This window comes from Halorubrum salinarum (genome assembly GCF_013267195.1).
GTDB classification, from domain to species: Archaea; Halobacteriota; Halobacteria; order Halobacteriales; family Haloferacaceae; genus Halorubrum; species Halorubrum salinarum.
In genome coordinates this window covers 1,375,081-1,399,687 of the sequence record NZ_CP053941.1, presented here as the reverse complement: position 1 = coordinate 1,399,687, position 24,607 = coordinate 1,375,081, and the positions used below count along the sequence as shown (strand labels likewise).

General features: G+C 72.5%; 26 protein-coding genes. 13 read left to right on the top strand and 13 right to left on the bottom strand.

Annotated elements, in window-relative coordinates:
* Positions 1-63: 63 nt before the first annotated feature.
* A complete protein-coding gene (locus HPS36_RS07045; protein ID WP_173229398.1) occupies positions 64-1,692 on the bottom strand; it encodes a methyl-accepting chemotaxis protein in 1,629 nt (542 codons plus the stop codon).
* Positions 1,693-1,838: 146 nt separating this feature from the next.
* Here HPS36_RS07045 and HPS36_RS07040 point away from each other — a divergent pair, with 146 nt between their 5' ends.
* The gene (locus HPS36_RS07040) at positions 1,839-3,605 is read left to right on the top strand and encodes an excinuclease ABC subunit C (protein ID WP_173229396.1); all 1,767 of its coding nucleotides are present in this window, start codon (positions 1,839-1,841) and stop codon (positions 3,603-3,605) included.
* Positions 3,606-3,636: 31 nt separating this feature from the next.
* On the opposite strand, the gene HPS36_RS07035 is transcribed toward HPS36_RS07040, so the two are convergent.
* Positions 3,637-4,281: a helix-turn-helix domain-containing protein gene (locus tag HPS36_RS07035; protein WP_173229394.1), complete on the bottom strand. Its 645-nt coding sequence runs from the start codon at positions 4,279-4,281 to the stop codon at positions 3,637-3,639.
* Positions 4,282-4,377: 96 nt separating this feature from the next.
* Positions 4,378-5,274 (bottom strand): alpha/beta fold hydrolase, encoded by an 897-nt coding sequence (locus HPS36_RS07030; protein ID WP_173229392.1) that lies wholly within the window; start codon positions 5,272-5,274, stop codon positions 4,378-4,380.
* Positions 5,275-5,396: 122 nt separating this feature from the next.
* Between HPS36_RS07030 and thpR the strand changes: the two genes are divergently transcribed.
* Positions 5,397-5,972, top strand: a complete 576-nt coding sequence (thpR, locus tag HPS36_RS07025; protein ID WP_173229390.1) for an RNA 2',3'-cyclic phosphodiesterase — start codon at positions 5,397-5,399, stop codon at positions 5,970-5,972.
* 89 nt (positions 5,973-6,061) lie between these two features.
* Positions 6,062-7,462: a HEAT repeat domain-containing protein gene (locus HPS36_RS07020; RefSeq protein ID WP_173229388.1), complete on the top strand. Its 1,401-nt coding sequence runs from the start codon at positions 6,062-6,064 to the stop codon at positions 7,460-7,462.
* A gap of 44 nt (positions 7,463-7,506) precedes the next feature.
* Here HPS36_RS07020 and HPS36_RS07015 read toward each other — a convergent pair whose 3' ends face one another.
* On the bottom strand, positions 7,507-8,337 hold the full coding sequence (locus HPS36_RS07015; RefSeq protein WP_173229386.1) for a DUF7504 family protein: 831 nt from the start codon (positions 8,335-8,337) through the stop codon (positions 7,507-7,509).
* Between the two features lie 89 nt (positions 8,338-8,426).
* On the bottom strand, positions 8,427-9,725 hold the full coding sequence (locus HPS36_RS07010) for a hemolysin family protein (protein ID WP_173229384.1): 1,299 nt from the start codon (positions 9,723-9,725) through the stop codon (positions 8,427-8,429).
* A gap of 170 nt (positions 9,726-9,895) precedes the next feature.
* Between HPS36_RS07010 and serA the strand changes: the two genes are divergently transcribed.
* Positions 9,896-11,500, top strand: coding sequence for a phosphoglycerate dehydrogenase (gene serA, locus HPS36_RS07005; protein WP_173229382.1), 1,605 nt, complete (start codon positions 9,896-9,898; stop codon positions 11,498-11,500).
* Positions 11,501-11,551: 51 nt separating this feature from the next.
* Here the strand turns inward: serA and HPS36_RS16990 are convergent, their stop codons facing one another.
* From HPS36_RS16990 to HPS36_RS06980, 5 genes are all read right to left on the bottom strand, one after another.
* Positions 11,552-13,303, bottom strand: coding sequence for a sensor histidine kinase (locus HPS36_RS16990; RefSeq protein ID WP_268898305.1), 1,752 nt, complete (start codon positions 13,301-13,303; stop codon positions 11,552-11,554).
* A 122-nt stretch (positions 13,304-13,425) separates the two neighbouring features.
* Entirely contained in the window at positions 13,426-14,709 is a 1,284-nt protein-coding gene (gene thrC / locus HPS36_RS06995; RefSeq protein ID WP_121563345.1) for a threonine synthase, read from the bottom strand.
* Positions 14,710-14,816: 107 nt separating this feature from the next.
* Positions 14,817-15,032 carry a DUF7569 family protein gene (locus HPS36_RS06990; RefSeq protein ID WP_121563346.1) on the bottom strand — a complete coding sequence of 72 codons (216 nt, stop codon included), beginning with the start codon at positions 15,030-15,032 and terminating at the stop codon, positions 14,817-14,819.
* 82 nt (positions 15,033-15,114) lie between these two features.
* Positions 15,115-15,789 (bottom strand): uracil phosphoribosyltransferase, encoded by a 675-nt coding sequence (gene upp / locus HPS36_RS06985; RefSeq protein WP_173229378.1) that lies wholly within the window; start codon positions 15,787-15,789, stop codon positions 15,115-15,117.
* Positions 15,790-15,888: 99 nt separating this feature from the next.
* Positions 15,889-16,134 carry a hypothetical protein gene (locus HPS36_RS06980; RefSeq protein ID WP_173229376.1) on the bottom strand — a complete coding sequence of 82 codons (246 nt, stop codon included), beginning with the start codon at positions 16,132-16,134 and terminating at the stop codon, positions 15,889-15,891.
* A 58-nt stretch (positions 16,135-16,192) separates the two neighbouring features.
* Here HPS36_RS06980 and HPS36_RS06975 point away from each other — a divergent pair, with 58 nt between their 5' ends.
* Together HPS36_RS06975 and HPS36_RS06970 are read left to right on the top strand one after the other, a co-directional pair.
* Positions 16,193-16,519, top strand: a complete 327-nt coding sequence (locus HPS36_RS06975; protein WP_173229374.1) for a hypothetical protein — start codon at positions 16,193-16,195, stop codon at positions 16,517-16,519.
* Between the two features lie 104 nt (positions 16,520-16,623).
* Entirely contained in the window at positions 16,624-16,863 is a 240-nt protein-coding gene (locus HPS36_RS06970) for a hypothetical protein (RefSeq protein WP_121563350.1), read from the top strand.
* A 30-nt stretch (positions 16,864-16,893) separates the two neighbouring features.
* Here the strand turns inward: HPS36_RS06970 and HPS36_RS06965 are convergent, their stop codons facing one another.
* Complete coding sequence (locus HPS36_RS06965; RefSeq protein WP_173229373.1) at positions 16,894-18,174, bottom strand: CobW family GTP-binding protein; 1,281 nt, start codon at positions 18,172-18,174, stop codon at positions 16,894-16,896.
* 116 nt (positions 18,175-18,290) lie between these two features.
* Here HPS36_RS06965 and HPS36_RS06960 point away from each other — a divergent pair, with 116 nt between their 5' ends.
* The 4 genes from HPS36_RS06960 to HPS36_RS06945 all read left to right on the top strand — a co-directional run bounded on the left by HPS36_RS06960 (position 18,291) and on the right by HPS36_RS06945 (position 21,983).
* Positions 18,291-18,500 carry a hypothetical protein gene (locus tag HPS36_RS06960; RefSeq protein ID WP_137716788.1) on the top strand — a complete coding sequence of 70 codons (210 nt, stop codon included), beginning with the start codon at positions 18,291-18,293 and terminating at the stop codon, positions 18,498-18,500.
* Positions 18,501-18,591: 91 nt separating this feature from the next.
* Positions 18,592-18,888: a hypothetical protein gene (locus HPS36_RS06955; protein ID WP_137716787.1), complete on the top strand. Its 297-nt coding sequence runs from the start codon at positions 18,592-18,594 to the stop codon at positions 18,886-18,888.
* 28 nt (positions 18,889-18,916) lie between these two features.
* Positions 18,917-19,870 (top strand): ArsA family ATPase, encoded by a 954-nt coding sequence (locus HPS36_RS06950; RefSeq protein ID WP_173229370.1) that lies wholly within the window; start codon positions 18,917-18,919, stop codon positions 19,868-19,870.
* Between the two features lie 226 nt (positions 19,871-20,096).
* A complete protein-coding gene (locus HPS36_RS06945; RefSeq protein WP_173229368.1) occupies positions 20,097-21,983 on the top strand; it encodes a carbon starvation CstA family protein in 1,887 nt (628 codons plus the stop codon).
* An 88-nt stretch (positions 21,984-22,071) separates the two neighbouring features.
* Here HPS36_RS06945 and HPS36_RS06940 read toward each other — a convergent pair whose 3' ends face one another.
* The gene (locus HPS36_RS06940) at positions 22,072-22,704 is read right to left on the bottom strand and encodes a hypothetical protein (RefSeq protein WP_173229366.1); all 633 of its coding nucleotides are present in this window, start codon (positions 22,702-22,704) and stop codon (positions 22,072-22,074) included.
* The gene (locus tag HPS36_RS06935; protein ID WP_173229364.1) at positions 22,697-23,080 is read right to left on the bottom strand and encodes a cupin domain-containing protein; all 384 of its coding nucleotides are present in this window, start codon (positions 23,078-23,080) and stop codon (positions 22,697-22,699) included. The genes HPS36_RS06940 and HPS36_RS06935 overlap by 8 nt, the downstream gene beginning before the upstream one ends.
* A gap of 214 nt (positions 23,081-23,294) precedes the next feature.
* Between HPS36_RS06935 and HPS36_RS06930 the strand changes: the two genes are divergently transcribed.
* The 3 genes from HPS36_RS06930 (at position 23,295) to HPS36_RS06920 (ending at position 24,607) form a co-directional block, all read left to right on the top strand.
* Positions 23,295-23,552 (top strand): hypothetical protein, encoded by a 258-nt coding sequence (locus tag HPS36_RS06930; protein WP_137716783.1) that lies wholly within the window; start codon positions 23,295-23,297, stop codon positions 23,550-23,552.
* 90 nt (positions 23,553-23,642) lie between these two features.
* Entirely contained in the window at positions 23,643-24,329 is a 687-nt protein-coding gene (locus HPS36_RS06925; protein WP_173229362.1) for a DUF5828 family protein, read from the top strand.
* A 38-nt stretch (positions 24,330-24,367) separates the two neighbouring features.
* Entirely contained in the window at positions 24,368-24,607 is a 240-nt protein-coding gene (locus HPS36_RS06920; protein ID WP_121563358.1) for a hypothetical protein, read from the top strand.

Sequence of the window (24,607 nt, the reverse complement as noted above, 5' to 3'; positions counted from 1 at the left end):
GGGGAACGAGACGCGGAGAATGAAACGCGGAGAGAGCGGGCGGGGCGCGGCGTCGACGGGTCGTTACCGCGCGTCGAGGCGCTCGACGCGGGCGATCAGCTCGTCGACGGCCGCCTCCTGCTCGTCGGTGGCGTCGACGATGCGCTCGGTCGCGTCCTCGGTGCGGTCGGAGCGCTCGCGGACCGCCTCCAGCGAGGAGGTGAGCTCCTCGACGGTCGCGGCCTGGTCGTCGGTGGTCCGCGCGACCTCCGCGACGCCCGCGGCCGCCTCGTCGACGGCGTCGGCGATCTCTTCGAGGGAGTCGAGCACCGTCTCGATCTCGGTGCCCGCGTCCTCGATGCGCTCGTGGGAGCGCTCGACGGCGGTCGTCGTCTCCGCGGACTGCGCCTGGAGCTTGTCGAGGCTCTCCGTGATCTCCTCGGTGTAGCCGCGGGTCTCGTCGGCGAGCTTCTTCACCTCCTCGGCGACGACCGCGAAGCCGTCGCCGCCCTCGCCGGCGCGGGCGGCTTCGATGTTTGCGTTCAGGGCGAGCAGGTTCGTCTGCTCGGCCACGTCGGAGATGACCTCGATGACCTCCTCGATGTCGTCCATGCGCTCGGAGAGCGCGCCGACGCTCTCGACCAACTCGTCGCCGATCTCGACGACGTCCTCGGTCGCCTCGCGGGCGTCCTCGCTGGCGTCGAGCCCCTCGTCGGCCGCCTCGCTCGCGGCGACGGCCGCGGAGTCGACCTGGTCGGCGGTGGCGGCGACCTCCTCCATCCCGGCGGAGAAGGACTGCATCTCCGAGACGCTCTCCTCTAAGAGCTCGTTCTGCTCGTCGACGTTCTCCGCGATGTCGGCGGCCGCGGCGCTCGCCTCCTCGACGGTCGCGTCGAGGTCGCGGGCCTGCTCGTGGACGCTCGACGAGAGCTGGTCGAGGTTGTCGGCCATCCGGTTGACGACGTCGACGACGCGGACCAGGTCGCCGTCGAGGTGATCGAAGGAGTCGCGGTGGCCCGCGCGGGCGTCGAGGTTCCCCTCGCCGATCGCCTCGGCGGTCTCGCGGACCTCCGCGACCAGCTCGCTCGTCGCGTCGCGCTCGTTCACCGTCTCCGTCCGGTCGATGACGACCTCGGTCACGCCGACGAGCTCGCCGTCGTCGTACAGCGCGGTCGCCGTGAACTCGATGTGGCGCTCCTCGCCGTGCCGGTCGACCATCGTGCTGGCGTCGCGGTAGCGGTCGCGCGCGGAGTCGCACGGCTCGACCCCGTACACCTCGTCGGCGTTCGACGGGGCGTCGAGGACCTTGTCCGCGAGCGTGTCGGCCCGGCGGCCGTCCGGGTAGAAGAGCTCGGAGACGTGGCCGTGCCCGACCGCCTCGTCGCGGTCGACGCCGGTGAGCGTCGCGATCGACTCGTTCCACTCGGCGACGTTCCCGTCGCAGTCGAGGATGAACGTCGGGATGCTGGTGGCGTTGAACACCTGCTCGAAGCCGGCGCCGGCGAGCGTCGCCGCGCGGTCGACGCCGTCCTCTTCGGTGACCGAGTGGTCGGCGTCGCCCCCGTCGTCGGCGCCGATCTGACTCCCGTCGGCCCCCGTCTCGTCGGTCGATCCGGCCGGCTCGCCCTCGACGACGACGCCCCCGTCGGGAACCGACCGGGAATCGCTCCTCCACCCGAGTGCGGCCCGCAGGCGCTCGCGAAGTCTACTCATGTCTACGTCACCGTCTCCCAAGCGCCATTATAAAGCGTCCGTCCCGATATTCGATTCTGATAACATCGGGCGGCCGGCGGCGCGGCGGCGAGGACCGCGCCCCGCAGCGTTCAATGGCGTCGGGCGGCTACGTCGGTCCGAGACCGATGGACGCCGACGCGGTGCGCGAGCGGGCCCGAGACCTCCCGACGGAGCCGGGGGTCTACCAGTTCCGGGCGGGCGAGGCAACGCTGTACGTCGGGAAGGCGCTCGACCTCCGCGACCGGGTGCGGTCGTACGCGGACCCGCGCTCGGGGCGGATCCGGGGGATGGTCGAGCGCGCCGACCGGATCGAGTTCGCCGTCACCGACACCGAGACGCAGGCGCTGCTCTTGGAGGCGAACCTGATCAAGCGGCTCCGGCCGCGCTACAACGTCCGGCTGAAGGACGACAAGTCGTACCCGCTGGTCGCCTTCTCCGACCACGAGGTGCCCCGGATCGAGGTGACCCGCGACCCCGAGGCGGGCGCGGTCGCGTACGGCCCCTTCACCGACGTGGGGCGCGTCGAGACCGTCGTGAAGGCGGTCCGCGACGAGTATCGGCTGCGCGGCTGCTCGGACCACAAGTACGAGGGCCGCGACCGGCCCTGCCTCGACTACGAGATGGGCATCTGCTCCGCCCCGTGTACCGGGGAGATATCCCCGGCGGAGTACGCCGAGGACGTGGCCGCCGCGCGGCGCTTCTTCGAGGGCGAGACCGGCGTCCTCGCCGACCCCCTCCGCCGCCGGATGGAGGCGGCCGCCGAGGCGAACGAGTTCGAGCGCGCCGCGAACCTCCGCGACCGGCTGGAGGCCGTCGAGGCGTTCCACGGCGAGGGCGGCGAGGCCGTCAGCGACCGGAGCGACGACCGCACCGTCGACGTGCTCGCGGCCGCCGTCGAGGGCGACACGGCCCGGGTGGCCCGACTCCACAGCGAGCGGGGCCAGCTCGTCGACCGGAGCCGCCACCGGCTGGACGCCGCGGCGGTCGAGGACGCGGACGGCGGCCCCTCGTCCGCCGACGCCAACACCCCGGCCGCCGTCCTCGCGGCGTTCCTCGCGCAGTACTACGCCGAGCGGGAGTTCCCGGACGCGGTCCTCCTCGCCGAGCGGCCCGCCGACCCGGACGTGGTCGACTGGCTGGAGGGCGAGGGGGTCGCGGTCCGCGTGCCGGGCGCCGGCCGCGAGGCGAAGCTGGTCGAGCTCGCGCTGAAGAACGCCCGGAAGCGCGGCGGGCGCGACGACCCCGTCGGCGCGCTCGGCGAGCGGCTCGGGATCGCCCGCCCCGAGCGGATCGAGGGGTTCGACGTGAGCCACGCGCAGGGGACCGCAGTGGTCGGCTCCGACGTGTGCTTCGTCGACGGGAGCGCGGAGACGGCCGACTACCGCCGGAAGAAGCTGACCGAGCGCAACGACGACTACGCGAACATGCGCGAGCTGGTCCGGTGGCGCGCCGAGCGCGCGCTCGACGGCTCGGACGACCGCCCCGACCCGGACCTGCTCCTCATCGACGGCGGCGACGGACAGCTGGGGGCCGCCCGCGACGCGCTCGCGGAGACGGGGTGGGACGTGCCCGTCGTCGCGCTCGCGAAGGCGGAGGAGCTGGTCGTCACCCCGACCGGGACCCGCCGGTGGGACGACGACGCGCCCGAGCTCCACCTCCTCCAGCGCGTGCGCGACGAGGCGCACCGGTTCGCGGTCGCGTACCACCAGACCGTCCGCGACGAGGTGGCGACCGTCCTCGACGACGTGCCCGGCGTCGGCCCCGAGACGCGTCGCCGGCTCCTCCGCCGCTTCGGCTCGGTGGAGAACGTCCGCGAGGCCTCCCGCGAGGACCTCATCGACGTGGACGGCGTCGGCGACGCGACCGCGGACACGCTCCGCGAGCGGCTGTGAACGCGGATTTTCTCCCTCGCGGCGGACTCGATCACTCTGACTCGACGGCGCGCTCGACGACCGCCGCCTCCGCCTTGCGGAGCAGTTCCCCGGCCGTGCTCGTCGAGCAGTCGAGCGCGGCCGCGACGTCCGCGACGGTGCCCTCGCGGGGCACCTCGTAGTAGCCCGCCGAGACCGCCGCCTCCAGCGCCGCGCGCTGTCGGTCGGTCAGCCGGGAGGGGGTCGCCCGGCGCTCGAACTCCTGGACCCGCTCGATGGTGAGGTCGGCGAGGTCGGCGAGGTCGTCGTGGAAGCCGCTGAGCGCCGCCGTCGCGCCCGCCGCCTCGAACCGCACGTCGCCGTCCTCGCGGAAGACGACCGGCGGGAGGAAGATCACCCGCGACGACGCGACGGTGTCGAGGAGCGCCGCCGGGAACTCGTAGTCGTCCTGTCGGAGGAAGGCGTAGGTCCCGCCCGCCCCGCGCACGAGGCTGCGCGCGACCAGCGAGTCGAGCGCCTCGACGGCGGCGGTCGTCGCGTCGCGGTCGCCGTCGAACCAGAGCAGCGTCGTCGCGTCCGCCGTCGGACTCCACATCAGCAGCTCGGCGCGAGCGATCGGCGACTCGCCGACGATCGATCGGTGGAGGGGGTGACGGAGCCGCTCCGGGTAAGCGGCCGAGAACCGGATCCGTTTCATTCGGCGATCGCTCGCCGTTTGGCGCTCCCACACATCAATCCGCATGGTTCGGCACGGGTTCTGGACAGGTTCGAGAAGCGGTGCGGGTGGAAGCGGTCAGCGGGGACGCGCCAGCACCTCGGGGGCGGCCCGGAGGAGGGTTCCGAGGTGGTCCGCGCCGTCGAGGGTGCGGAGGTCGGCCGTCGGGAGCGCCTCGGCCAGTCGCCGGGCCCCGGCTATCGGGACGTTGGCGTCGGCCGTCCCGTGCCACAGGCGCACCGGGATATCGACCGCGCCGAGGTCGATCCCCCAGTCGTCCCCCGCGGCGCGGAACTCGGTGACCGCGCCGCTCCGGTGGCGCTCGAACGCCGCGAGGAAGTCCGCTTTCACCGTCGCCGCGGCGTCGGCGGGGACGGCGTCCGCGTCCGCGGCGTACTGCCCGACCACGAACGACGGGTCGGCCCGGTCCGCGAGCCACGCCTGTCCGCGGAACAGCGCCCCGAGGACCGAGGGCGTCGCGGACGCGAGACCGGTCAAAAACCGCTGTACCGCCGGCGCGTCGTCGGTGAAGGAGGGCGGCGTCGCCCCGGCGACGAGGTCGACGCCGGTGACCCGCTCGCCCAGCGTCGCCGCCGTCGAGAGGGCGTAGGGAGCCCCGCCGGAGAACGCGGCGAGCGGCGCGCAATCGACGCCCGCGTCGTCCAGGACGGGCCGCACGGACGCCGCGGCGTCGGCGATCGTCCGGTCCGGCTTCGGTGATGACCGACCGCAACCGGGCCTGTCGGGCGCGATGACGCGGACGTCGTTCGCCCGCGCCGACGGTTCGAGGAGCGCCCCCAGTCGGCGTGACCCGGGCGTCCCGTGGAGGAAGACGAGCGGGTCGCCGGTCGGCGGGCCGTACGTCGCGTACGCGATCCGGCGGCCGTCGTCGGTCCGGGCGACGCTCGGTGCTCGACGCTCCGAGACCTCAGGCGCCGGGGTCGATTCCAGCCGCGCGGAGCCGGTGGTGGCCATCGGTGTCGGCTACGACCGCGCCGCTGGTGGGACTGGTGCCGGACTGATACGGGAGTATTTACGTGTCGCTCGCCGGCCCGGCCCCAAGCCGTATCCGTCCCTCGGCCGATCCCTCGACCGAGATGCGCGCGTTCTTCGCCGTCGACCTCCCGGACGCCCTCGCGCCCGCCGTCGCGGACGCGCAGGCCCCGTTCGCCGACGCGCCCGGCGTCAACCCGGTCGACCCCGAGCAGGCGCACGTGACGCTGAAGTTCCTCGGCGAAATCGGCGGCCGCGACGGCGGGGGCGACCCCCCGCTCGACGACGTGATCGCGGCCGGCGAGCGCGCCGTCGACCGCGCGGGCGTCGCCCCGTTCGAGGTCGAGGTCGCCGGCCCCGGCGTCTTCCCGAACCGGGAGTACGTCTCCGTCGCCTGGGCCGGGGTCGAGCGCGGCGGCGGCGCCCTCGCCGCGCTCCACGAGGCGCTCGAAGCGGAGGCGACCGCGCTCGGGGTCGACCCGGCCGATCACGACTTCACGCCGCACGTCACGCTGGCGAGGGTGGAAAGCGCGGCCGGCGCCGACGCGGTCCGCGACGCGCTCGACGCGGACGGCCCTGCGATCGGGTCGTTCTCGGTCGGCGAGATCCGGCTGGTGGAGTCGAGGCTGACCGCGTCCGGCCCGGAGTACCGCGTCGTCCGGGAGTTCGAGCTCGGCTGACGCGGACTGCTCGCGGCCCGGCCGCGGATTCTCACTGGTGATAGCCGCGGGCGTACGTTTAACGTACCGGTTCGGGGAACTGTTCGTAGATGGACGACGCGTCGCGAACGGGGGAGCGCTCCGGGGCGGAGGACAGCGGCGGCGCCGGGCGAGACCGCCGCGACGACGGCGGGCCGGCCGCGGTGACGCGGCTCAATCCGCGGCGATTCGACGCGGCCGCGCGGCGGGAGGCGGCCGAGGCGCTCGGGAACCCCTCGGCGTCGATGAGCGCGGACGAGGGGCGGATCGTCGACGCCCTGTTCGAGACCGCCCTCGACGACCCCGACGACGCCGTCCGCGCCGCGGCGATCGAGTCGCTGTACTTCCACGGCGACGACCACGTCGACCGAGTGGCGAGGCGGATCGCCGAGCGCGGGGCCGCGGGCGACGCGGACGGCGAGGGGCGCGAGGCGGGCGCGGTCGCCGCCTTCTCCCGCTGGCTGGACCGCGACCGGGCCGCGTACCGCATGGTCGCCGCGACGGGGCTGGCCGCCGCGGGGGGCGAGGACGCCGCGCCGCGGCTCCGCGAGGCGTTCGACGACGACGACGCGCGGGTCCGCGCCCGGGCCGTGAGCGGGTACGCCCGGGCGGGCGGCGAGGCGGTCGAGGCGGTCCGGCCGCTGGTGACCGAACCGAACGAGCTCGTGCGCGGCGCCGCGGTGGACGCCCTCGTCGCGATGGACACCGACGACGCGGTCGAGCTGCTGGCGCGCGCCGCGCGGCGCGGGAGCGAGCGGCTCCGGCTCGCCGTCGTCGACGGGTTTGCGGACCTCGACCGGCGCGACGCCGCCGGCGTGCTGCTCGGGTCGCTGCGGGACCCCTCGGAGCGGGTGCGCCGGGCGGCCGCGGCGTCGATCGCCGCCGTGATCGCCGAGGCGGGCGCCGTACCCGCGGGCGACATCCGCGACCGGCTCCTGAGCGAGCGCCCCTTCGAGGCCGACGGGCTGCTCGCGTCGTTTCGCGCGGTCGCCGCGGAGCGGACCGCGGCCGACCGAGCGGGAGAAGGCGGGCGGACGGGCGGAGGGCCGCCGGACCGCGTCGGGGCGGACGCGCGCCGGCACGCGGCGTGGCTGTACTGCGAACTCCTCGAGGCCGCGGACCCGGCCGCTGCCGACCGGTCGGCCGCGGTCGAGTGGCTGATCGACGCGCTCGACCACCGCGACCGCCTGGTGGCGGACCTCGCCGCCGCGTACCTGCCCCGGGTCGTCTCGGTGGACGCGGCCGACGCGGGGCGTCCCGAGGGCCCCGCCGAACCGCCGCTCGGCCTCGACGTGGAGCGCGAGCTCCGGGCGCTCGCGAGCGACGGGAGCGCTTCCGAGGCCGCCAGGGAACGCGCACGCGCCGTGCTGCGGCGGTTCAAGCGGTCGGTCGTCGAGACGGCGGCGGACCGCCACGTCGAGTACGTGTACGTCCGCTGGCCCGCGGACTACACGGAGCGCTACGAGGAGTAGAACCGCGCGGCAGACGGCGGCCGGTCGGCGGCCGCCGCCGGCGGTCAGGGCCGCCGGACGAACCGCCCGTCGTCGACGGCGACGGTCAGGTCGATCGTCTCGTCGAGGAGGTTCAGGACGGTGGCGACGTTGCGGTCCGCGTCGGCGTCGACGTACAGCTGTAACACCCCGCCGGCGTCGGCGAGGCGCGCGGCGAGCATCCGGACGAACTCGACCGCGCGCTCGACGTCGAAGGCGGCGACGATCTGGTGGAAGACGCTCACCTCGAGCGACACGCGCTCGCCGGGCTCGTGGTTGGCGTCGAGGATGCGCGAGACGGTCTCGCCGACCTCGTCGGGCGAGAGCCGCGGGTCGAGCTCGACGATCTCGATGTCGACGCCCTCGAAGTCGACGTCGGGCGTCGCCTCGAAGTCGTACTCGCCGGTCGAGACGATCACCGTCCGGCGGGGCCACGAGTCGAGCCGCTCGTCGAGCGCGCGGACCAGCCGCTCCGGCGTGGGAGTCACGGCCACCGCGATCCCGGCCGCGTCGTGGAAGTGCGCCCGGAGCGCGTCGGCCTCGTCGTCGGTCGCCGCCGCGTCGACCCGGACGACGCCGTCCCAGCCGATCCGGTCCGCCACGTGAACCCCGTCTTCGATCCGGTCAACCACGTGGTCGTGGAGGTGCGACTTGAACTCGGCGACGGCCTCGTCGGTGTCGTAAGCGGTCTTGGCCGTGGCGCAGTACGGGCAGTTCCAGCTCACGCGGAAGTCGGACTTCGAGAGCGCGTCGGAGTGGTGCGCGAGCAGGTGCGATCCCGTCACCTCGGCCATCGCCGACCGCTCCCGCGTCCACGCGACGAACCCGCATCGGCCACACGCCCAGCGGCTCACCATGATCGGAAACTACCACCCGAGACCCGTCGGAGACTCATGTATGTTGGGTTACGTGTGCGCGGTTGCCGCGTGGGCTGACGCGGCGACGGTCACGCCGTCTCGGCCGCGCCGCCGTCGGGCGCATCCTGCGCGAACCCGTTCTCGTCCGCGTGTTCCACCCGGATGCGCGTGACCCGCGTCGCGGTCGCCCCGGTGACGGCGAGCGTGACGGCGCCGACGGCGACGCGGTCGCCCTCCCGGGGCAGCCGCCCGAGCTGTCGGGTGACGAGCCCCGCGACGGTCTCGGCGCCCGCGTCCGCGGGGAGCGCGAGCCCGAGCGTCTCGTTGAGGTGCGAGACGGTCGTCCAGCCGCGGACGACCGCCGCGTCGGGCGCGACGACGGCGACGGCGTCGGTCTCCCACCGCCCGACCAGCTCGCCGACGACCTCCTCGAAGAGGTCCTCCAGCGTCGCGATCCCGACGACCGCGCCGTGCTCGTCGACGACGATCACCATCCGCGCCTCGCTGGCGCGCATCTCCGCGAACAGCTCGTCGAGGGGCTTCGTCTCGGGGACGAACGCCGGCTCGCTGAGCGCGCTCGCGAGGTCGGCGCCCGCCGCGTCGGCGCGGATCGCGTCGCGCACGTCGACGACGCCGACCACGTCGTCGCGGTTCTCGCCGTAGACGGGCATCCGGGTGACGCCCTCGCTCGCGGCCGTCGAGAGCGCGTCCGACGGGGTCGCCGTCCGCGGGAGCGAGACCACGTCGGTGCGGGGGACCATCACCGCGGCGACGGTCGTGGTCTCCAGATCGAGGACGCCGCGGATCATCGCGCCCTCGTCGGGGTCGAGCGCGCCCGCGGCCTCGCCGGAGCGCACGAGCGTCGCGATCTCCTCGCGGGTGAGGTACGACTCGATGTCCGACTCGCCGCCCGTGACCCGGTTGACGACGCCCGACAGCGCCTCGAACACGTACAGCACCGGTCGGAGCACGCGCTGGATCGCGACGACGATCCGCGAGACGCGGAGCGCGTGCTTCTCTGCGTTCGCGACCGCGTACGACTTCGGCGCGATCTCGCCGAAGACGATGACGAACACCGAGGTCACGAGCGTCGACCCCGTGGCGGCCTCGCCGCCGGAGAAGCCGAACCGGACGAACACCGCGGTCGCGACCGACGCGGCCGCGATGTTGGCGACGTTGTTGCTCACCAGCGCCGTGACGAGGAAGCGGTGCGAGTCGTCGCGCAGCGCCGACAGCGCCCGGGCGCCCGGGGCGTCCGTCGCGACGAGCGATTCGATCCGGTGGGTGGGGACGGAGAACACCGCGAGCTCGGAACTGGAGAAGAAGGCGCTCACGGCGGTCAACACGAGGATGGCGCCGACGCCGACGAACGCGATCGTGAGGTCCATACGGTCTCATGCGGGCGGGTATAAAAGGGAGTACCGACGCGATCGGTACCCACGAACGCGTATTCTCCACCGGAAACGTAGGGGTCGATGTCCACGTACGCGGATCCGACCGGGCGGCAAAACGGCGCGATTCGGAAAGCGTTAACCCCGCGCCGCGGGTGCGTTTCGACATGAAGGTACTCGTGACCGACCCCATCGCGGACGCGGGGTTGGACCGACTCAGAGACGCCGGCCACGAGGTCGTCACCGACTACGAGGCCGAGGGCGACGAGCTGCTCGACGCCGTCGCCGACGCCAACGCGCTGATCGTCCGGTCCGGGACGGACGTGAGCGAGGCCGTCTTCGAGGCCGCGAGCGACCTCGTCATCGTCGGCCGCGCCGGCATCGGGGTCGACAACATCGACATCGAGGCCGCCACCGACCACGGCGTCATCGTCGCGAACGCGCCCGAGGGCAACGTCCGCGCCGCCGCCGAGCACACCGTCGCGATGACGTTCGCCGTCGCGCGCTCGATCCCGCAGGCGCACGGCCGCCTCGTCGGCGGCGAGTGGGCGAAAGGCGAGTTCCTCGGCACCGAGGTGAACAACAAGACGCTCACCATCGTCGGCCTCGGTCGGGTCGGTCAGGAGGTCGCAAAGCGCCTCGACTCGCTCGGGATGGACCTGGTCGTCTACGACCCGTACATATCCGAGGAGCGCGCCGACCGGATGGGCGCCGAACTCGTCGAGGACCTCCACGACGCGCTCGCCGCGGGCGACTTCGCGACGATCCACACCCCCCTCCTCCCGGAGACCGAAGGGATGATCGGGGAGGCCGAGCTGGCCCAGCTGGAGGGCGGCTACCTCATCAACTGCGCGCGCGGCGGCATCGTCGACGAGGACGCGCTCGCCGCGGCGGTCGACGACGGCGTCCTCGCGGGCGCCGCGCTCGACTCCTTCGCGGAGGAGCCGCTCCCCGAGGACTCGCCGCTGCTCGACGTCGAGGAGATCGTCTTGACGCCCCACCTCGGCGCCTCGACGGAGGCCGCCCAGGAGAACGTCGCGGTCGACACCGCGGAGGCGGTGCTGGCGGCGTTCGACGACGAGCCCGTGCTGACCGCGCTCAACGCGCCCTCCGTCGACGAGAGCGCCTTCCCCCGGATCGAGCCGTACATCGACGTGGCCGAGACCGCCGGGAAGGTCGCCGCCCAGCTGCTCGACGGCCGGATCACCGAGGTCGAGGCCACCTACGAGGGCGACATCGCCGCGGAGGACGTGGACCTCGTCACCGCGAGCGCGCTGAAGGGCGTCTTCGAGCCGCTCGAGTGGCAGGTGAACGCGGTGAACGCGCCGCGGCTCGCCGAGGAGCGCGGTATCGAGGTGACGGAGTCGAAGACGCGACAGACGGACGACTTCCAGAGCCTCGTCCGCGTCACCGTGCGCAACGGCGACGACGAGATCGCGGTCGAGGGAACGCTGTTCGCGGGCGAGGACGCCCGCATCGTCCGGATCGACGGGTTCCGGGTCGACGCCGTCCCGTACGGCCACATGCTCGTCGCGCGCAACACCGACGAGCCCGGCGTCATCGGGCTCATCGGCACCGTCCTCGGCGACCACGGCGTGAACATCGCCGGGATGTTCAACGGCCGCGAGACCCAGGGCGGCGAGGCGCTCACCGTCTACAACCTCGACTCGGCGGTCCCCGACGCCGCGATCGAGGAGCTGCTGGCGGACGACCGCGTCGTGGAGATCACCGAGATCACGCTGGACGGCGCCGACGAGCGCGCCGACGAGTAGAACCGAGCAGACCGACGCGCCGGCGAGCGGGAACCGGCGCGGCCGAGCCGCTCACTCCTCCGCCGCGAGCGCCTCGGACGGCGCGACGAGGTCGTCCGGGTCGGCGACGACCGGCGCCGCGACCTCCTCGACCGGCCGGGCGCCGAACCGGACGACGAACGCCGCGCCGTCGCCGACGGCCGCCGTCTCCCCGTCGAGCGCGGCGTCCGCCTCGCCCCGGCCCCGCCCGGCGACGACGGTCCAGCCGTGCGACGCCGCGAGCGTCGCGACGGACGCGAGCCCGATCCCGGTGCCGTCGTCCGCGGTCGTGTAGCCGCGCTCGAAGACGCGGTCGCGCTCCGCCGGGGGGATCCCGGGGCCGTCGTCGACGACCGCGAAGCCTCCGTCGAGCGCGACGGCGGTCACGGTCGGGTCGGTGCCGGCGTGGACCGCCGCGTTCCGGAAGAGGTTCTCCAAGACGCTCCGGACCGCGGCCTCGTCCGCGGCGTACGACCCGTCGCCCGCGACCGTCAGCGTCGCGGTCCCCGTCTCCGCGGTCCGCCACGCGTCCTCGGCCAGCGCCGCGAACGAGAACGGCTCGGCGTCCGCGTCGGGGTCCGGGTGGTCGACCGCGGCGAGCGTCTCGTCGACGATCTCGAACATCCGGTCGTGGGCGCCCTCGACGCGCTCGATCGCCGCCTCGTCGCCCGCGGTCGCGAGGTCGGTGAACCCGTCCGCGACCGACAGCGGGTTCTTCAGGTCGTGCGCCAGCGCGTGCGTCAGGGTCTGGAGCCGGTCGTTCGCCACTTCGAGGTCACGCCGGTTTCGCTCCGAGTCGGTCACGTCGCGCAACAGGAGCACCGTCCCCTGCGACCGGTTGCCGAGCGTCGGGAGCGGGACGGCCGACAGCGAGACGAACCGCGTCTCCCCGTCGACCTCGACGGAGAGCGGCTCGTCGGGGGCTTCTCCGCGGCGGTACGCGGCGCGGACCTTGGGGGCGCTCGCCAGCGCGTCCGCGACCGCGGCGCCGACCGCGACATCGTCGCCGAGCCACGCGCGCGCCGCCGGGTTCGTGTCCGCGATCCGGCCGCTCCGGTCGACGACGACGATCGGGTCCGGGACGGCCTCCAGGGTCACCCGCCGGGCGACCGGCGTCACGCCGAGCGTCCGGCCCCGCCGGACCGCGACGGTGAACGCGACGCCCGTGAGCACGAAGAGGAGCTCGGGCCGGAACGCGGGGCCGCCGCCGAGGACGACGAACTGCGCGGCCCACGGCGCCCCGGCGCCGACGAGCAGCAGCCCCGCGGAGACGCGGAACGCGGGCGCCGAGTCGTACACGCCGTACGCCAGCGTGGCGAACGTCGCGACGAGCAGCACCTGCGAGTAGAGCCACCCCACCCACCACGCCGGGCCGAGCTCCCGGACCAGCACCGTCTCGGAGCCGTACGCGGCGAGGTCGGTCCCGGTCCGGACCAGTCCGTGGTAGTCGTTCGTCCAGCTCAGCAGCGTCAGCGCGGCGAGCGGGGCGGCCAGCGCGAGGATCCGGCGCCGCGAGACCCACGCGTCGTACCCGAGGTAGGAGGCGACGAACGCGACGGCCGCGACCGGCGTGACGGCGGTCGCGGGGTACTGGACGTTGAGCCAGAACAGCTTCCCCGCCTCCGTCGACGCGACGGCCTCGCCGAACAGCGCCGCGGACCACCACGCGATGGCGCACATGAACGCCGTCGCGGCGAGGCCGCCGGGCTCGTCGCGGTGGTCGAACGCGACCGCGGCGGCGCCGGCCGCCACGGCCGCCGCGAGCGCGGCGACCGGCGCCGTCATCGAAACGTCTACCAATTCGTTTGTTGTACCGCTGCCCAATATTTAATACAAACCGTGTCGGCCGTACGTCCGAGCGGCGGGGCGCCGAGAGGTCGGCGAGGGCGGGGGTCGTCGCGGGGGACTCAGTCGCCGAGGTGCTCGACGACGGCGTCGACGTCGTTCGGGACGGGTTCGGGCTCGCCGCCGGCCTCGTAGGCGGCGTCGGGGTCCTTCAGGAGGTGCCCGGTGGTGAGGCAGACGACCCGCTCGTCGTCGCCGACGACGCCCGAGCGGCGGAGCTTCTTGAGGCCCGCGAGGCTCGCCGCGGAGGCCGGTTCGACGCCGACCCCCTCGGCGGCGAGGTGACGCTGGGCGGCGGTGATCTCCGGGTCGCTGACGGCGACCGCGGTGCCGCCGGTGTTGCGGATCCCCGGGATCGCCTTCGGCGCGTTGACCGGGTTGCCGATGCGGATCGCGGTCGCGCGCGTCTCGACCTCCTCCCAGCGCCGGATCTCGTCGTTCCCCTCCTCGATCGCCTCGACCATCGGGGCAGCTCCCTCCGCCTGGACGCCGGTGAGCTTGGGGACCTCGTCGACGTCGAGCGCGCCCGCCTGGACGAGCTCGCGGAACCCCTTGTACAGCGCCGAGGTGTTGCCCGCGTTGCCGACGGGGAGGACGATCCGGTCCGGGAAGGCGCCGTAGTCGGCGTAGAACTCCTCTAAGATCTCGAAGCCGATCGTCTTCTGTCCCTCCAGGCGGAACGGGTTCAGCGAGTTGAGCAGGTACGCCTCGCCGCGGGCGGCCAGCGCCTGGACGATGTCGAGGCAGGCGTCGAAGTTGCCGTCGACCTCCAGGATGCGCGCGCCGTGGAGGCTCGCCTGCGCCACCTTCCCGGCCGCGACCTTCCCCGCGGGGAGGAGGACGAGCGTCTGCATGTCGCCGCGACCGCCGTACGCGGCGAGCGCGGCCGAGGTGTTGCCGGTGGACGCACAGGCGAGCGCGCCGACGCCCAGCTCCTTCGCGACGCGGACGCCGACCGTCATCCCGCGGTCCTTGAACGAGCCCGTGGGGTTCATCCCCTCGTGTTTGATCCGGAGCGCGTCGACGCCCACCGCCTCCTCGATGCGCGGGACGCGGTGGAGGGGGGTGTCGCCCTCGGGGAGCGTGACGCCGAGGTCGAAGGGGAGCGCCTCGCGGTAGCGCCAGACGCCGCGCTCGGGGCCGTCGGTCGACGCGCCCGACCCGAACTCGTCGAACGTCGGCGGGTCGTCGTACCGCACTTCGAGCAGGCCGTCGCACTCGTCGCAGGTGTACCGGACGTCCTCGAAGGGGGCGAACGTCTCGTCGCAGTCGATACACGCGAGCCACGTCCCGTCGGCGGCGCAGTCGGGCGCCGCCGGGGCCGGGGCGTCGATGGCGAGATCCATTACCACGGGGTCCGTCCCGCCGACGCTTAAGCCGGCCGGTCGGAACGGACGTTGCCGGCCGGAGCGAAGGTGTTCGGCCGTCCGGCTCGGGGCGACCGCCGCGGGGCTCAGTCGACGATGATCTCGGAGGTGTCGTCGCCCTCGTCGCCGCCGGAGCCGAGGCGGTCCTGGTAGCGCTGGATCCAGTCGGCGAAGCAGTCGGGGCAGAGCCGCTGGGTGTCGATGTTCGCCCGGTCGACGCTCAGCCGGACGGTGCGCGCGAGCGCGTCCGTGGTGGGGTCGCCGCAGGCGTCGCAGGGCTCGGTCGTCGGCGCGTCGCTCATGTCGTACCGGTCGCGGCGGCGGCTCTTAAAAGTACGTCGACGGGAGCGGGGGCTCGCGGCGGCGACGCGCCCGCCGCGGGCCTCACACCGTGCGGAACGCCCGGTCGCCGGCGTCGCCGAGGCCGGGGACGATGAACCCGTCGTCGTCGAGGCGGTCGTCGATGGCGACCGTCAGGAGGTCCGCCTCGGGGACGGCCTCGCTCACGCGGACGAGGCCGGCGGGCGCGGAGACCGCCGACAGCACGAACAGGTCCTCGAAGTCGTCCGCCTCGTCGAGGACGTGGTCGAGGACGGCGACCATCGTCGAGCCCGTCGCGAGCATCGGGTCCGCGACGATGACGGTGTCGTCCGGCCGGATCTCGGGGAGCTTCACGTAGTCGACGGTGATCGGGAACTCGCCGTCGGTCATCCCGGCCTCCTCGTCGCGGCCGGCGGAGATGACGCCCTGCTTCGCGCGGGGGAACGCCTTCAGGAGCCCCTCGACGAACGGGGTCGCGGCCCGGAGGACGTTGATGATCACCACGTCGTCGAGGCCCTTCACGCGCTCGCCCGTGGTCTCCTCCAGCGGGGTCTCGACGGGGACGTACTCGGTCTCCATCGCGCCGTCGATGATCTCGTAGCCGCAGATGCGGCCGAGCTTCACCAGCCCCTTGCGGAACGCGACCTGCTCCGTCTCCACGTCGCGCAGCCGCGAGAGGGTGTCCGTCGCCAGCGCGTGCGTGATGAGGTACGCGTCGTCGCGGTCTTCGATCGTCATTGGTCGGAACCGCGGCCGGAACGGTCTTAAAACGTGGCGTGTCGGCCGCTCGACGGGTGACGGTCGACGCCGAGAGCCGCCGGCCGCACCGGCCGACCGCTACCGGAGCACGGCGACGTACGTCACGGCGAAGAGGATCAGCGCCAGCGTCGCGACGTTGCGCGCCGACAGCGTCGCCGCGCCGAGGAAGTCGAGCCCCCAGACGACCATCCACGCGAACCACGCCGAGAGCACGGCGTTCATCGCGAGCAACACCTTCGGGTCCCCCGAGGAGCGCTCGACCCCCTCGCGGATCCCGGGGCTCTCCTCGTCGTCTCCCCCGTCGACGCTCTCCTCGGCGCTCATACGCCGACTGGCGGGTGTGCGCCACTTAGCTCTTGTCCGTCCGGGACGTACGGCGGCCATGGTCGTAGCGCCCCGCCCCCGCAACCGCCGCGGCGAGCCGATAGACCCGGTCCCGTTCCTCGTGACGACCGGGCTCGCGTTCACGCTCGTCTTCTCGTTCGGGCCGCTGTACGGGCTCGCCTACGGGCTGTCGCTCCCCCTCGCGCTCGCGGCCTCGGCGGTCGGGTTCGCCGCGGTCGCGCTGGTCGCGCACCGGCAGCTGGTCCGGTCGGCGCCGCCGGTCGACGCCGGACCGCTCCCCTCCGGACAGCGGTTCGAGCGGCTGCTGTACGCCGGGGTCGGGCTGGGCGTCGCGTTCCTCGCGCTCACGCTGCCGCTTTTGTGACGGGGCGGCGGGGCCGAGCGGGGCGGTTCGGGACCGCGAGGCGGCTGTGCGACCCGAACGCACGACACCGGGAGACTAAGACGATCGATGCGGATAGTTAGCGCATGGGAATCTTCGACACGGTGACCGACGCGCTCGCGGGCTCGACGCAGCGGGCGCCCAGCACCGCGGGCGACGACGGCTCCGAGGGGGCGTACTGGTGCGACGACTGCGGCGTCCGCGTCCGCGACGTCGACGTGGACGACGAGGGGCTCGACCGCGACGCCGAGGGGACGCCGACCTGTCCCGACTGCGGCGACGCGATGCGCTTCGAGCGCGCGACCGGGAGCGGCTGCGCCTGCTGAGCGGCGGGCCGACCTCGGTTCCGACCGATTCTACGGCTCCCGGAGCGCGACCTCGTCACCCTGTTCGGCGGGGAAGGGCGCGGGGTCGACCGCGGCCGGGTCGTCGCCGACGCCTGGGTCGCCGAGCTCCGCGAGTTCGGCGTCGGTCAGCAGCGCGTCGTCGAACCGCGAGACGAGGGCGTCCGCGTCGAACTCGGTGCCGATGACGACGTACTCCGTCCGGCGGTCGCCGCGCTCGTCGTCCCAGTCGAGGTCGGGGCGGTTCGCGCGGAGCATGTCCCGCTCGACCGCCGGGACGCTGGCGATCCACGGGCCGAGCGCGGTGACGCGGACCGAGCGCCCCGCCTGCCCGACCTGCTGGCGCTGGTCGGTGCCCGCGACCCACAGCGTCCCCTTCGAGCGGACCACGCCCGCCGGGAGGTCCCGGAGGACGGCGGCGATCCGGTCGGGGTGGAACGGGCGCCGGCGGCGGTAGGTGAAGGAGGTGACGCCGTACACCTCGTCGGGGTGGCGGTGGTCGTGGCCGTCGTCGTCGTGACCGTGCTCGTCGGTCTCGCCGTGGCCGTGGCCGCCATCGTCCGAGTCGGCCTCTGCCAGCGCGCGCTTCCAGCCGGGGAGGTCGCCGAGCGCGCGCTCGTCGAACAGCCCGACGTCGAGGATCCGGTCCGGGTCGACCGCGGAGAACTCCGTGACGACCGTCTCGGCGTCCGGCTGGAGCGCCCCGACGAGGTCGACCGCCTCGTCGAGCTCCGCCTCGGTACAGAGGTCCGCCTTGTTACACACCACGAGGTTCGACACCTCGACCTGCTCGACGAGGAGGTCGGAGAGCGGCCGGTCGGCGTCCTCGCCGCCGGCGTCCGGGTCGACGCGGCGCTCGGGCGCCTCGTCGCCGGCAAACGCGTCGAGGAACTGGCGGGTGTCGATCACGGTCACCAGCGCGTCGACGCGGTACCGGGCCGCCGCGCGCGACTCGGTCGTGAACAGCCGCGCGACGGGCGCCGGCTCGGAGATGCCCGACGACTCCACGACGAGGGCGTCGAAGGAGCGCTCGTTGGCGAGCCGCACCACGGCGCTCTCGAGGTCGTCCTGGAGCTCGCAGCAGATACAGCCGTTCGACAGCTCCGTGACGCCCTCGACGCCGACCTCGGACTCCTCGGCGATCAGGTCCGCGTCGACGTTCACGTCGCCCATGTCGTTGACGAGGACCGCGACGTCGCGCTCGCCGGCGTTCCGGAGCAGGTGGTTCAACAGCGTCGTCTTGCCCGCGCCGAGTCCCCCCGAGAGCACGGTCACCGGAATGCGGTCGTCCATACGACCGGATCGGCCACGACGCTCTTCAAGCCCCCGGCGGCGTCCGCCGGATCGGGGGCGAGCCGAGCGCGTTCCGAGCCGATACGTTGATAGGCGGTGGTCGTCGAACTCGGGACATGGTCCTGTCCGCCGCTACCGTCTCGCTGGTCAGCATCACGATGACGGTGCTGATGGTCGCCGCGATGCTGTACCTCGTCTGGGGAGCGCTCGACAGCGACATCCACAGTCCGAGCCCCGGCGACGACGACCGACCGGAACTGGACGACGCCGAGGACGGCGAGTCCGACGAGGCGGCGAGCGAGCTCCCGGACGGAAACGCCGCCTGACGCCCGACGCGACGGGGGCCCCGCTCCGGATCCGAGCCTCGCCGCCCCGACCGCGACAGCTTTTAGCACGCGAGGGGTGTCATGACAGACGATGACAGTAGCCGATCGGATCGAACGGTTCCGGGCGGTCCTCGAGGAGTGGGCCCGAGGCCTGTATCACGGGATGATCACGCACCCGGCCTACGAGAAGATCGAGAAGGAGGCCGAGGACACCGAAGACGAGTTCATGCTGGCGTGTTTCCCCGACGCCTTCGGGATCCCGTCGCCGGTGTCGTACTACACCGCCGAGCTGCTCCCGTACCTCGAAGACGAGTTCGAGGCGTGGGAGCGGCGGCTGTGGGACCGCGAGAGCCTCATCGAGCGCAAGGGCCAGCAGTACCACTTCTGATGACGGACCGACGCTCACTCCGCGACTGATGGAGCAGTTCGTCTTCTTCGGCGGCAAAGGCGGGGTCGGGAAGACCACCGTCTCGTGCGCGTACGCCCACCGCTGCGCCCGCGAGGGCCTCCGGACGCTCGTCGTCTCCACCGACCCGGCCCACTCGGTGTCGGACGTGTTCGACCAGCGGTTCGGCGACGAGCCGGAGTCGGTCGCGGGCGTCGACGGGCTCGACGCGATGGAGATAGACCCCGAAGACGAGATGCAGCGGCACTTAGACGAGATCCGCGAGTCGCTCTCGGAGCAGGTGTCGGCGGCGATGGTCTCGGAGATCAACCGCCAGCTGGAGATGTCCCACGGGACGCCCGGCGCGTACGAGTCGGCGCTGTTCGACGCGTTCGTCGACGTGATGCGCACGGAGAGCGAGCCGTACGACCGGGTCATCTTCGACACCGCCCCGACCGGGTCGACGCTTCGGCTGCTCGGACTTCCCGACTTCCTCGGCGACTGGATCGACCGGCTGCTGTACAAGCGCAAGCAGTCGATCGACCTGTTCGAGAAGGCCGCGGTCGGCGACATGGAGCCGCGGCGCCTGCTGGAGGGCGACCCCGTGATCGAGCGGCTCCAACAGCGCAAGGAGTTCTTCGAGTACGCCGGCGAGACGATGCGTAACGAGGCCGCCTTCTTCCTCGTGTTAAACCCCGACCAGCTCTCGGTCAACGAGACGGCGCGGGCGATCGAGGGGTTCACCGACCGCGACCTGCGCGTCCGGGGCCTCGTAGCGAACAAGCTCACGCCGTCGCCCGAGGAGGACGAGACGGGGCGGGGGGCACGCTACCTCCGCGAGAAGGTCGAGACCGAACGCGACCGCCTCGCGCAGGTTCGCGAGGGGTTCGACCCGCCGCTCGTCGCCGAGATCGAGTCGCGCACGACGGAGGTCCGCGGCGACGTGCTCGCCGACGTGGCCGCGTCGCTGGACGTGGAGCCCTGACTCGCGGCGCGGCGGCCGAGTTCCGCCGGACCGCACCGCCGCCCGGAGATCCGCGCGCGAGGTCGATCGGGGCGACGACTGGTCGGATTTTATCGATTAACTGGAGAAATAAATCGAATCCCCGCGGCGAGGCGAGCGCGACCGGCAGATATTGTCGCTGACCATCATGAACGAAAGTAACGTTTAAGTTTGACATAGTGAACCGATACCACGAGGCAGGGAACTTATGACAAGTGTAATTTGGATCGTCGTCGCCGTGCTCAGTACGTTCACCGTGGGATACATGGGGTACTCGCGGTACCTCTCTCGGTTCGTCGAACTCGACGACGACCGGGAGACGCCGGCACACAAGTACGAGGACGGCCAGGAGTACGTACCGGCGAAGAAGCCGGTGCTACTGGGGCATCACTTCTCAAGCATCGCGGGCGGTGCGCCGATCGTCGGCCCGATCACCGCCGGGGCCATCTGGGGATGGGTCCCGGCGCTTCTGTGGGTCGCCATCGGCAACCCGCTGATGGGCGCGGTCCACGACTTCATCTCGCTGTCGGGCTCGATGCGACACGAGGGGAAGTCGATCGGGTACATCATCGGGGAGTACGTCGGGGAGCGCGGCAAGAACATGCTGCTGTGGTTCGCGTTCCTCACCATCATCCTCGTGGTGGCGGTGTTCGCGCTGGTCGTCGGGATCGTGTTGAACGCGTTCCCGTCGGCCGCGACCGCGAGCCTCGTGTACATCGGGCTCGCGTTCGCGTTCGGCGTCTACCTCTACCAGCTCGACGGCCCGTTCCTGCCGGGGACGGTCGTGTTCGTCGCCGGCGTGTTCGCGGGCGTCTGGCTCGGGATCCAGTACCCGCTCGCGCTGTTCCCGGCGGTCGAGACCGGCGCCTACCCCGCGGGGACCATCGTGCTCTTCGAGTTCCTCGGGAACGGCGCCTGGCTGCCGGGCGCCGTGGTGAGCGCCGACGCCATCCTCCAGCCGAACGTCGCCGCGTGGGTGCCGGTCATCCTCATCTACGCGTCGCTCGCGAGCGCGCTCCCGGTGTGGGTGCTGCTCCAGCCGCGCGACTACCTGTCGTCGTTCCTGCTGTACTCGGGCGTCGGCGGGGCGCTCCTGGCGATCATCGTCGGCACGCTGCTCGGCACCTCCGCGCAGCCGCTGACGATCGACCCCTCGATCGGGGCGTACATGGGCTTCTTCGGCAGCGAACTCGCGATCGACACCAGAGGGATCACGCCGCTGTTCCCCCTGCTGTTCGTGACCATCGCCTGCGGGACGATCAGCGGGTTCCACTCGCTGGTGTCGTCGGGGACGACGGCCAAGCAGCTGAACAAGGAGAGCGACGCCCGCCTCATCGGCTACGGCGGCATGCTCGGTGAGGGGCTGCTCGCCTCCGTCGCCATCTCGACGCTCGCGGTGGCCGGCGCCACCTCGGCGGCCGCCGGCGGCGGCATCGGCGGCGCGCTGCCGAACTTCGCGACCGGCGGCGGGATCATCCTCACCAGCCTCGGGATCCCGCAGAGCTTCGGCGCGCCGTTCATGGCGCTCGTGCTGGTGAGCTTCCTCCTCACCTCGACCGACACCGCGGCGCGGCTCGGTCGGTACATGATGGAGGAGATCATCGGAACCCGTGGGAGCGGGACGACCACGGGCTTCTCGACCGACCTCGGCAGCTTCGCGAAGGGGCGGTACACCAACCCCGTCGTCCAGTCGCTCGTCGCGTACCTGCTCGTCATCTCCGGCGAGTGGGTGACGCTGTGGGCGCTGTTCGGCGGCGCGAACCAGCTGCTCGCCGCGCTGGCGCTGCTCGCGGCGACCGTCTGGCTCGCCAACTGGGACGAGTCCAAGCAGCTCGCCTCCACCGGCGTTCCGATGACGATCATGGTGACGATCACCGTCCTCGGGCTGTCGTGGGTGGCGCTGTGGGACAACCTCTACCAGAAGCTCATCCTCGGGAACGTCACCGCGCTCAGCGGACAGATATCGGCGGTGGTCCAGATGGGCCTCGCGTTCGTGCTCATCTACCTCGCGCTGTCGCTCGTGCGCATCGGCTACGGCAACATCACGAGCGTGCGGGGCGGGAGCGAACCCGCGGCCGAACCGAGCGACGACTGACCAGCGGCGCGGTCCCTTTCGGCGCAGAACCGATTTTTTGCCGCACGACGACCCGAACGCGGAGCGGCGGCGTCGCTCGGCCGGCGCCTCAGCGCCAGAAGCGCTTGGCGAACCGCGAGAAGAACCCCTCGTCCGGCGAGTCGACCCGCTCCCACAGGCGGAACGCGGCGGCGGTGTCGGCGTTCTCGCTGGCGACGAGCGCCTCCCGGTCGGGCGCGACGACGACGAGGTTCACCTCGTAGTGGCCGTAGTACCCGAACTTCAGGAGGGTGCGGTCGCGGAACCCGTCGACGAACTCGGCGACGTCGTCGGGGATCCGGTCGGCGACGAGGACGACGGTGACGTCGGTGCCGTAGTGCTCCTCGTGGGCGTCCACCCGCTCGTCGGCGACGCCGTGAGCGAACTCGACGAGCCGCTCCGCCTCGTCGACGCTCGGCGTCGCCACCCGGCGGGCGAAGACGAACTCCCGCATGTCGTGGTCCGCGTAGCTCAGCGCGGGGTGGAGGAACTGCTTCTGGTTGCGCACCCGCATCTCCGCGGTCATGTCGAACCGCTCGCCGTCGACGACGACGTCGCGGTCGAGGTCGTAGCTGTACATCAGCCGGTCGGAGACGCGGTCGAGGTACTCGTCGTCGTAGTCGGGGACCGCCTCGCGGATCTCCGCCGGCAGCTCCTCGGGGTCGCGACGGGGGGCCTCGCCCGGCGCCGCGTTCTCACTCATCGTCGTCGGGGTCGTAGGCGACGGCGTCGCCCGAGGCCGGCGGGGCGCCGATCGCCAGCACCGTCACCGGGTCGTCGGCGTCGGCCGGGTTGTACGCGCGCTGCGGGCTCTCGGGGTCGACGACGAACAGGTCGTCGGCCGGGACCTCGTAGGTCTCGTCCGGCGTCTCGACCGCGAGCGTCCCGTCGAGGACGTAGAACGCCTCCTGTTGGGTCTCGTGGTAGTGGTACGCGAGCGGCAGCTGCTCGCCGGGCGCCGCCCGGAACCGGTTGATCGCCGCGTCGTCGAGCTCTCCGGGGTCGGACAGCTTTCGGCACTCGCAGGGGCGGTCCGGCTCCGGTTCGACGGCGTCGACGTCCACGACGCGATATCCCATGCGAACGCATTCCACGGAGGGGATGAAAAGGGCGTCGGCGGCGGTAGCGGACGAGGGGCGGTTCGGTCGGCGGGTTGCGGGCGGTGATCGGTCCGCGACGGTAGCGGGGGCGGCGGTCGGTCTACAGGGAATCGGCGGCGGGCGCGGACCCGCGTCGTTCGGCGGTGAGCCGCGGATTTAAGACCCGCGACACCGTATCGCACGGTGAACGACCATGACAGACGAGGCCGACCGGACGGACGCCGACGAGCCGATCGAGGCGGAGGCGTGCGGGCGCTGCTCGATGTCGACCGTCGTGGGGGCGGTCGCGAAGGACCAGTCGCCGGAGGAGCGGGCCGACCGCGACCCGTTCCGGGGCGACCGGATCGAGGTCGACGAGTCGGCGATCCGACGCGTCTCGCCCGCGGGGTACCTCGGCGACCTCAAGGAGCGGCTGGACGCGTTCGCGCGCCGGGTCGCGTACGGCGAGTAGCGTCGCCGCGCCCGGTCGCCGAGCCGGGAGCTGTGGGTCCCGTCAGTTCGGAGAGACTTATACGCGTCCGTTCCGTAACGGTGGCAACCGATGGAAGAGAGCATCTCCGGCTTCAAAGTGCGCGGCGACTGGGGCGACGTCGTCGAACACGGCGAGCGGATCGCCCTCGCGCTCCGAGAGGTCGGCGTCGACGGCGACGCCTACTACGAGTTCGACGAGTGGCGTCCCAAGACCCACGAGCGGATCGACGAAGACGTCTCGGAGAAGACCGCGGCGCAGGCGTCCGTCGACGAGGGGGAAGGCGAGCGCGCGGGGCAGTCGCCGGGCGACGACCTCCAGACGGCCGGCGAGAAGCTCACGGAGTCTTACGAGAAGGTCGAAGAGAACGACACGGAGAGCGCCCGCGAGAGCTGGGGCGAGTCGATCGAACACGTCGCCCGCGCGGCCGACTCCGCCAGCCGGAAGGCGCTCCGGAAGGTCGAGGACGCCGTCTACCGCAACGTGATGACCCAGATGGCGCCGTACTACTTCGACAACGAGCTCGTCAGCGCCAACATCCAGGAGGTCGCCCGCGCCGAGGACGGCGAGACGTTCGTCTTCGAGGTGAACGTCAACGACGACGAGCTGAAAGACGAGGTGTCCGGGGTCCTCGACGAGTACGAGGCCGAGATCGACCGCTGGCACGTCGAGGCGGAGAAGCGGACCGAGGACGTCGCGGCCGCCGAGGGCGTCGAGCCGCCCGCCGAGGAGGGCGGCCCGGACTCGACGACAACGTGATCGGTCGCCTTTAACTCGCCGACCGCCGAATCACGCCCATGAGCGAGGTACTCCGAGTCGAGGCGGGCGAGCTGTCCGCCGACGAACTCATCGACGCGCTCAACGACGGCCGGCGGATCCTCGTCGACGTGGAGGTCGCCGGCGCCAACCACGAGGTCGCGCTGCGGTACGACGGGGAGACGTACCACTGCGACACGCCGACGAACCTCCACCGGCACGCGGACGAGTCCGGGATGCGGGGCTGTATCGATCAGATGGGCTACGCGGCCGAGGAGTGA

Excerpts from the sequence above, each read along its gene's own strand:
- HPS36_RS06970 (WP_121563350.1), top strand. The coding sequence starts at position 16,624 with ATGGGAATCTTCGACACGGTGACCGACGCGCTCGCGGGCTCGACGCAG.
- HPS36_RS07045 (WP_173229398.1), bottom strand. The coding sequence starts at position 1,692 with ATGAGTAGACTTCGCGAGCGCCTGCGGGCCGCACTCGGGTGGAGGAGC.
- HPS36_RS06950 (WP_173229370.1), top strand. The coding sequence starts at position 18,917 with ATGGAGCAGTTCGTCTTCTTCGGCGGCAAAGGCGGGGTCGGGAAGACC.
- HPS36_RS07035 (WP_173229394.1), bottom strand. The coding sequence starts at position 4,281 with ATGAAACGGATCCGGTTCTCGGCCGCTTACCCGGAGCGGCTCCGTCAC.
- HPS36_RS06945 (WP_173229368.1), top strand. The coding sequence starts at position 20,097 with ATGACAAGTGTAATTTGGATCGTCGTCGCCGTGCTCAGTACGTTCACC.
- thpR (WP_173229390.1), top strand. The coding sequence starts at position 5,397 with ATGCGCGCGTTCTTCGCCGTCGACCTCCCGGACGCCCTCGCGCCCGCC.
- HPS36_RS06980 (WP_173229376.1), bottom strand. The coding sequence starts at position 16,134 with ATGAGCGCCGAGGAGAGCGTCGACGGGGGAGACGACGAGGAGAGCCCC.
- HPS36_RS06990 (WP_121563346.1), bottom strand. The coding sequence starts at position 15,032 with ATGAGCGACGCGCCGACGACCGAGCCCTGCGACGCCTGCGGCGACCCC.
- HPS36_RS06955 (WP_137716787.1), top strand. The coding sequence starts at position 18,592 with ATGACAGTAGCCGATCGGATCGAACGGTTCCGGGCGGTCCTCGAGGAG.
- HPS36_RS07020 (WP_173229388.1), top strand. The coding sequence starts at position 6,062 with ATGGACGACGCGTCGCGAACGGGGGAGCGCTCCGGGGCGGAGGACAGC.
- HPS36_RS07040 (WP_173229396.1), top strand. The coding sequence starts at position 1,839 with ATGGACGCCGACGCGGTGCGCGAGCGGGCCCGAGACCTCCCGACGGAG.
- HPS36_RS06930 (WP_137716783.1), top strand. The coding sequence starts at position 23,295 with ATGACAGACGAGGCCGACCGGACGGACGCCGACGAGCCGATCGAGGCG.
- HPS36_RS06960 (WP_137716788.1), top strand. The coding sequence starts at position 18,291 with ATGGTCCTGTCCGCCGCTACCGTCTCGCTGGTCAGCATCACGATGACG.
- HPS36_RS07010 (WP_173229384.1), bottom strand. The coding sequence starts at position 9,725 with ATGGACCTCACGATCGCGTTCGTCGGCGTCGGCGCCATCCTCGTGTTG.
- HPS36_RS16990 (WP_268898305.1), bottom strand. The coding sequence starts at position 13,303 with ATGACGGCGCCGGTCGCCGCGCTCGCGGCGGCCGTGGCGGCCGGCGCC.
- HPS36_RS06940 (WP_173229366.1), bottom strand. The coding sequence starts at position 22,704 with ATGAGTGAGAACGCGGCGCCGGGCGAGGCCCCCCGTCGCGACCCCGAG.
- HPS36_RS06965 (WP_173229373.1), bottom strand. The coding sequence starts at position 18,174 with ATGGACGACCGCATTCCGGTGACCGTGCTCTCGGGGGGACTCGGCGCG.
- HPS36_RS06935 (WP_173229364.1), bottom strand. The coding sequence starts at position 23,080 with ATGGGATATCGCGTCGTGGACGTCGACGCCGTCGAACCGGAGCCGGAC.
- HPS36_RS07030 (WP_173229392.1), bottom strand. The coding sequence starts at position 5,274 with ATGGCCACCACCGGCTCCGCGCGGCTGGAATCGACCCCGGCGCCTGAG.
- upp (WP_173229378.1), bottom strand. The coding sequence starts at position 15,789 with ATGACGATCGAAGACCGCGACGACGCGTACCTCATCACGCACGCGCTG.
- HPS36_RS06975 (WP_173229374.1), top strand. The coding sequence starts at position 16,193 with ATGGTCGTAGCGCCCCGCCCCCGCAACCGCCGCGGCGAGCCGATAGAC.
- thrC (WP_121563345.1), bottom strand. The coding sequence starts at position 14,709 with ATGGATCTCGCCATCGACGCCCCGGCCCCGGCGGCGCCCGACTGCGCC.
- HPS36_RS06920 (WP_121563358.1), top strand. The coding sequence starts at position 24,368 with ATGAGCGAGGTACTCCGAGTCGAGGCGGGCGAGCTGTCCGCCGACGAA.
- serA (WP_173229382.1), top strand. The coding sequence starts at position 9,896 with ATGAAGGTACTCGTGACCGACCCCATCGCGGACGCGGGGTTGGACCGA.
- HPS36_RS07015 (WP_173229386.1), bottom strand. The coding sequence starts at position 8,337 with ATGGTGAGCCGCTGGGCGTGTGGCCGATGCGGGTTCGTCGCGTGGACG.
- HPS36_RS06925 (WP_173229362.1), top strand. The coding sequence starts at position 23,643 with ATGGAAGAGAGCATCTCCGGCTTCAAAGTGCGCGGCGACTGGGGCGAC.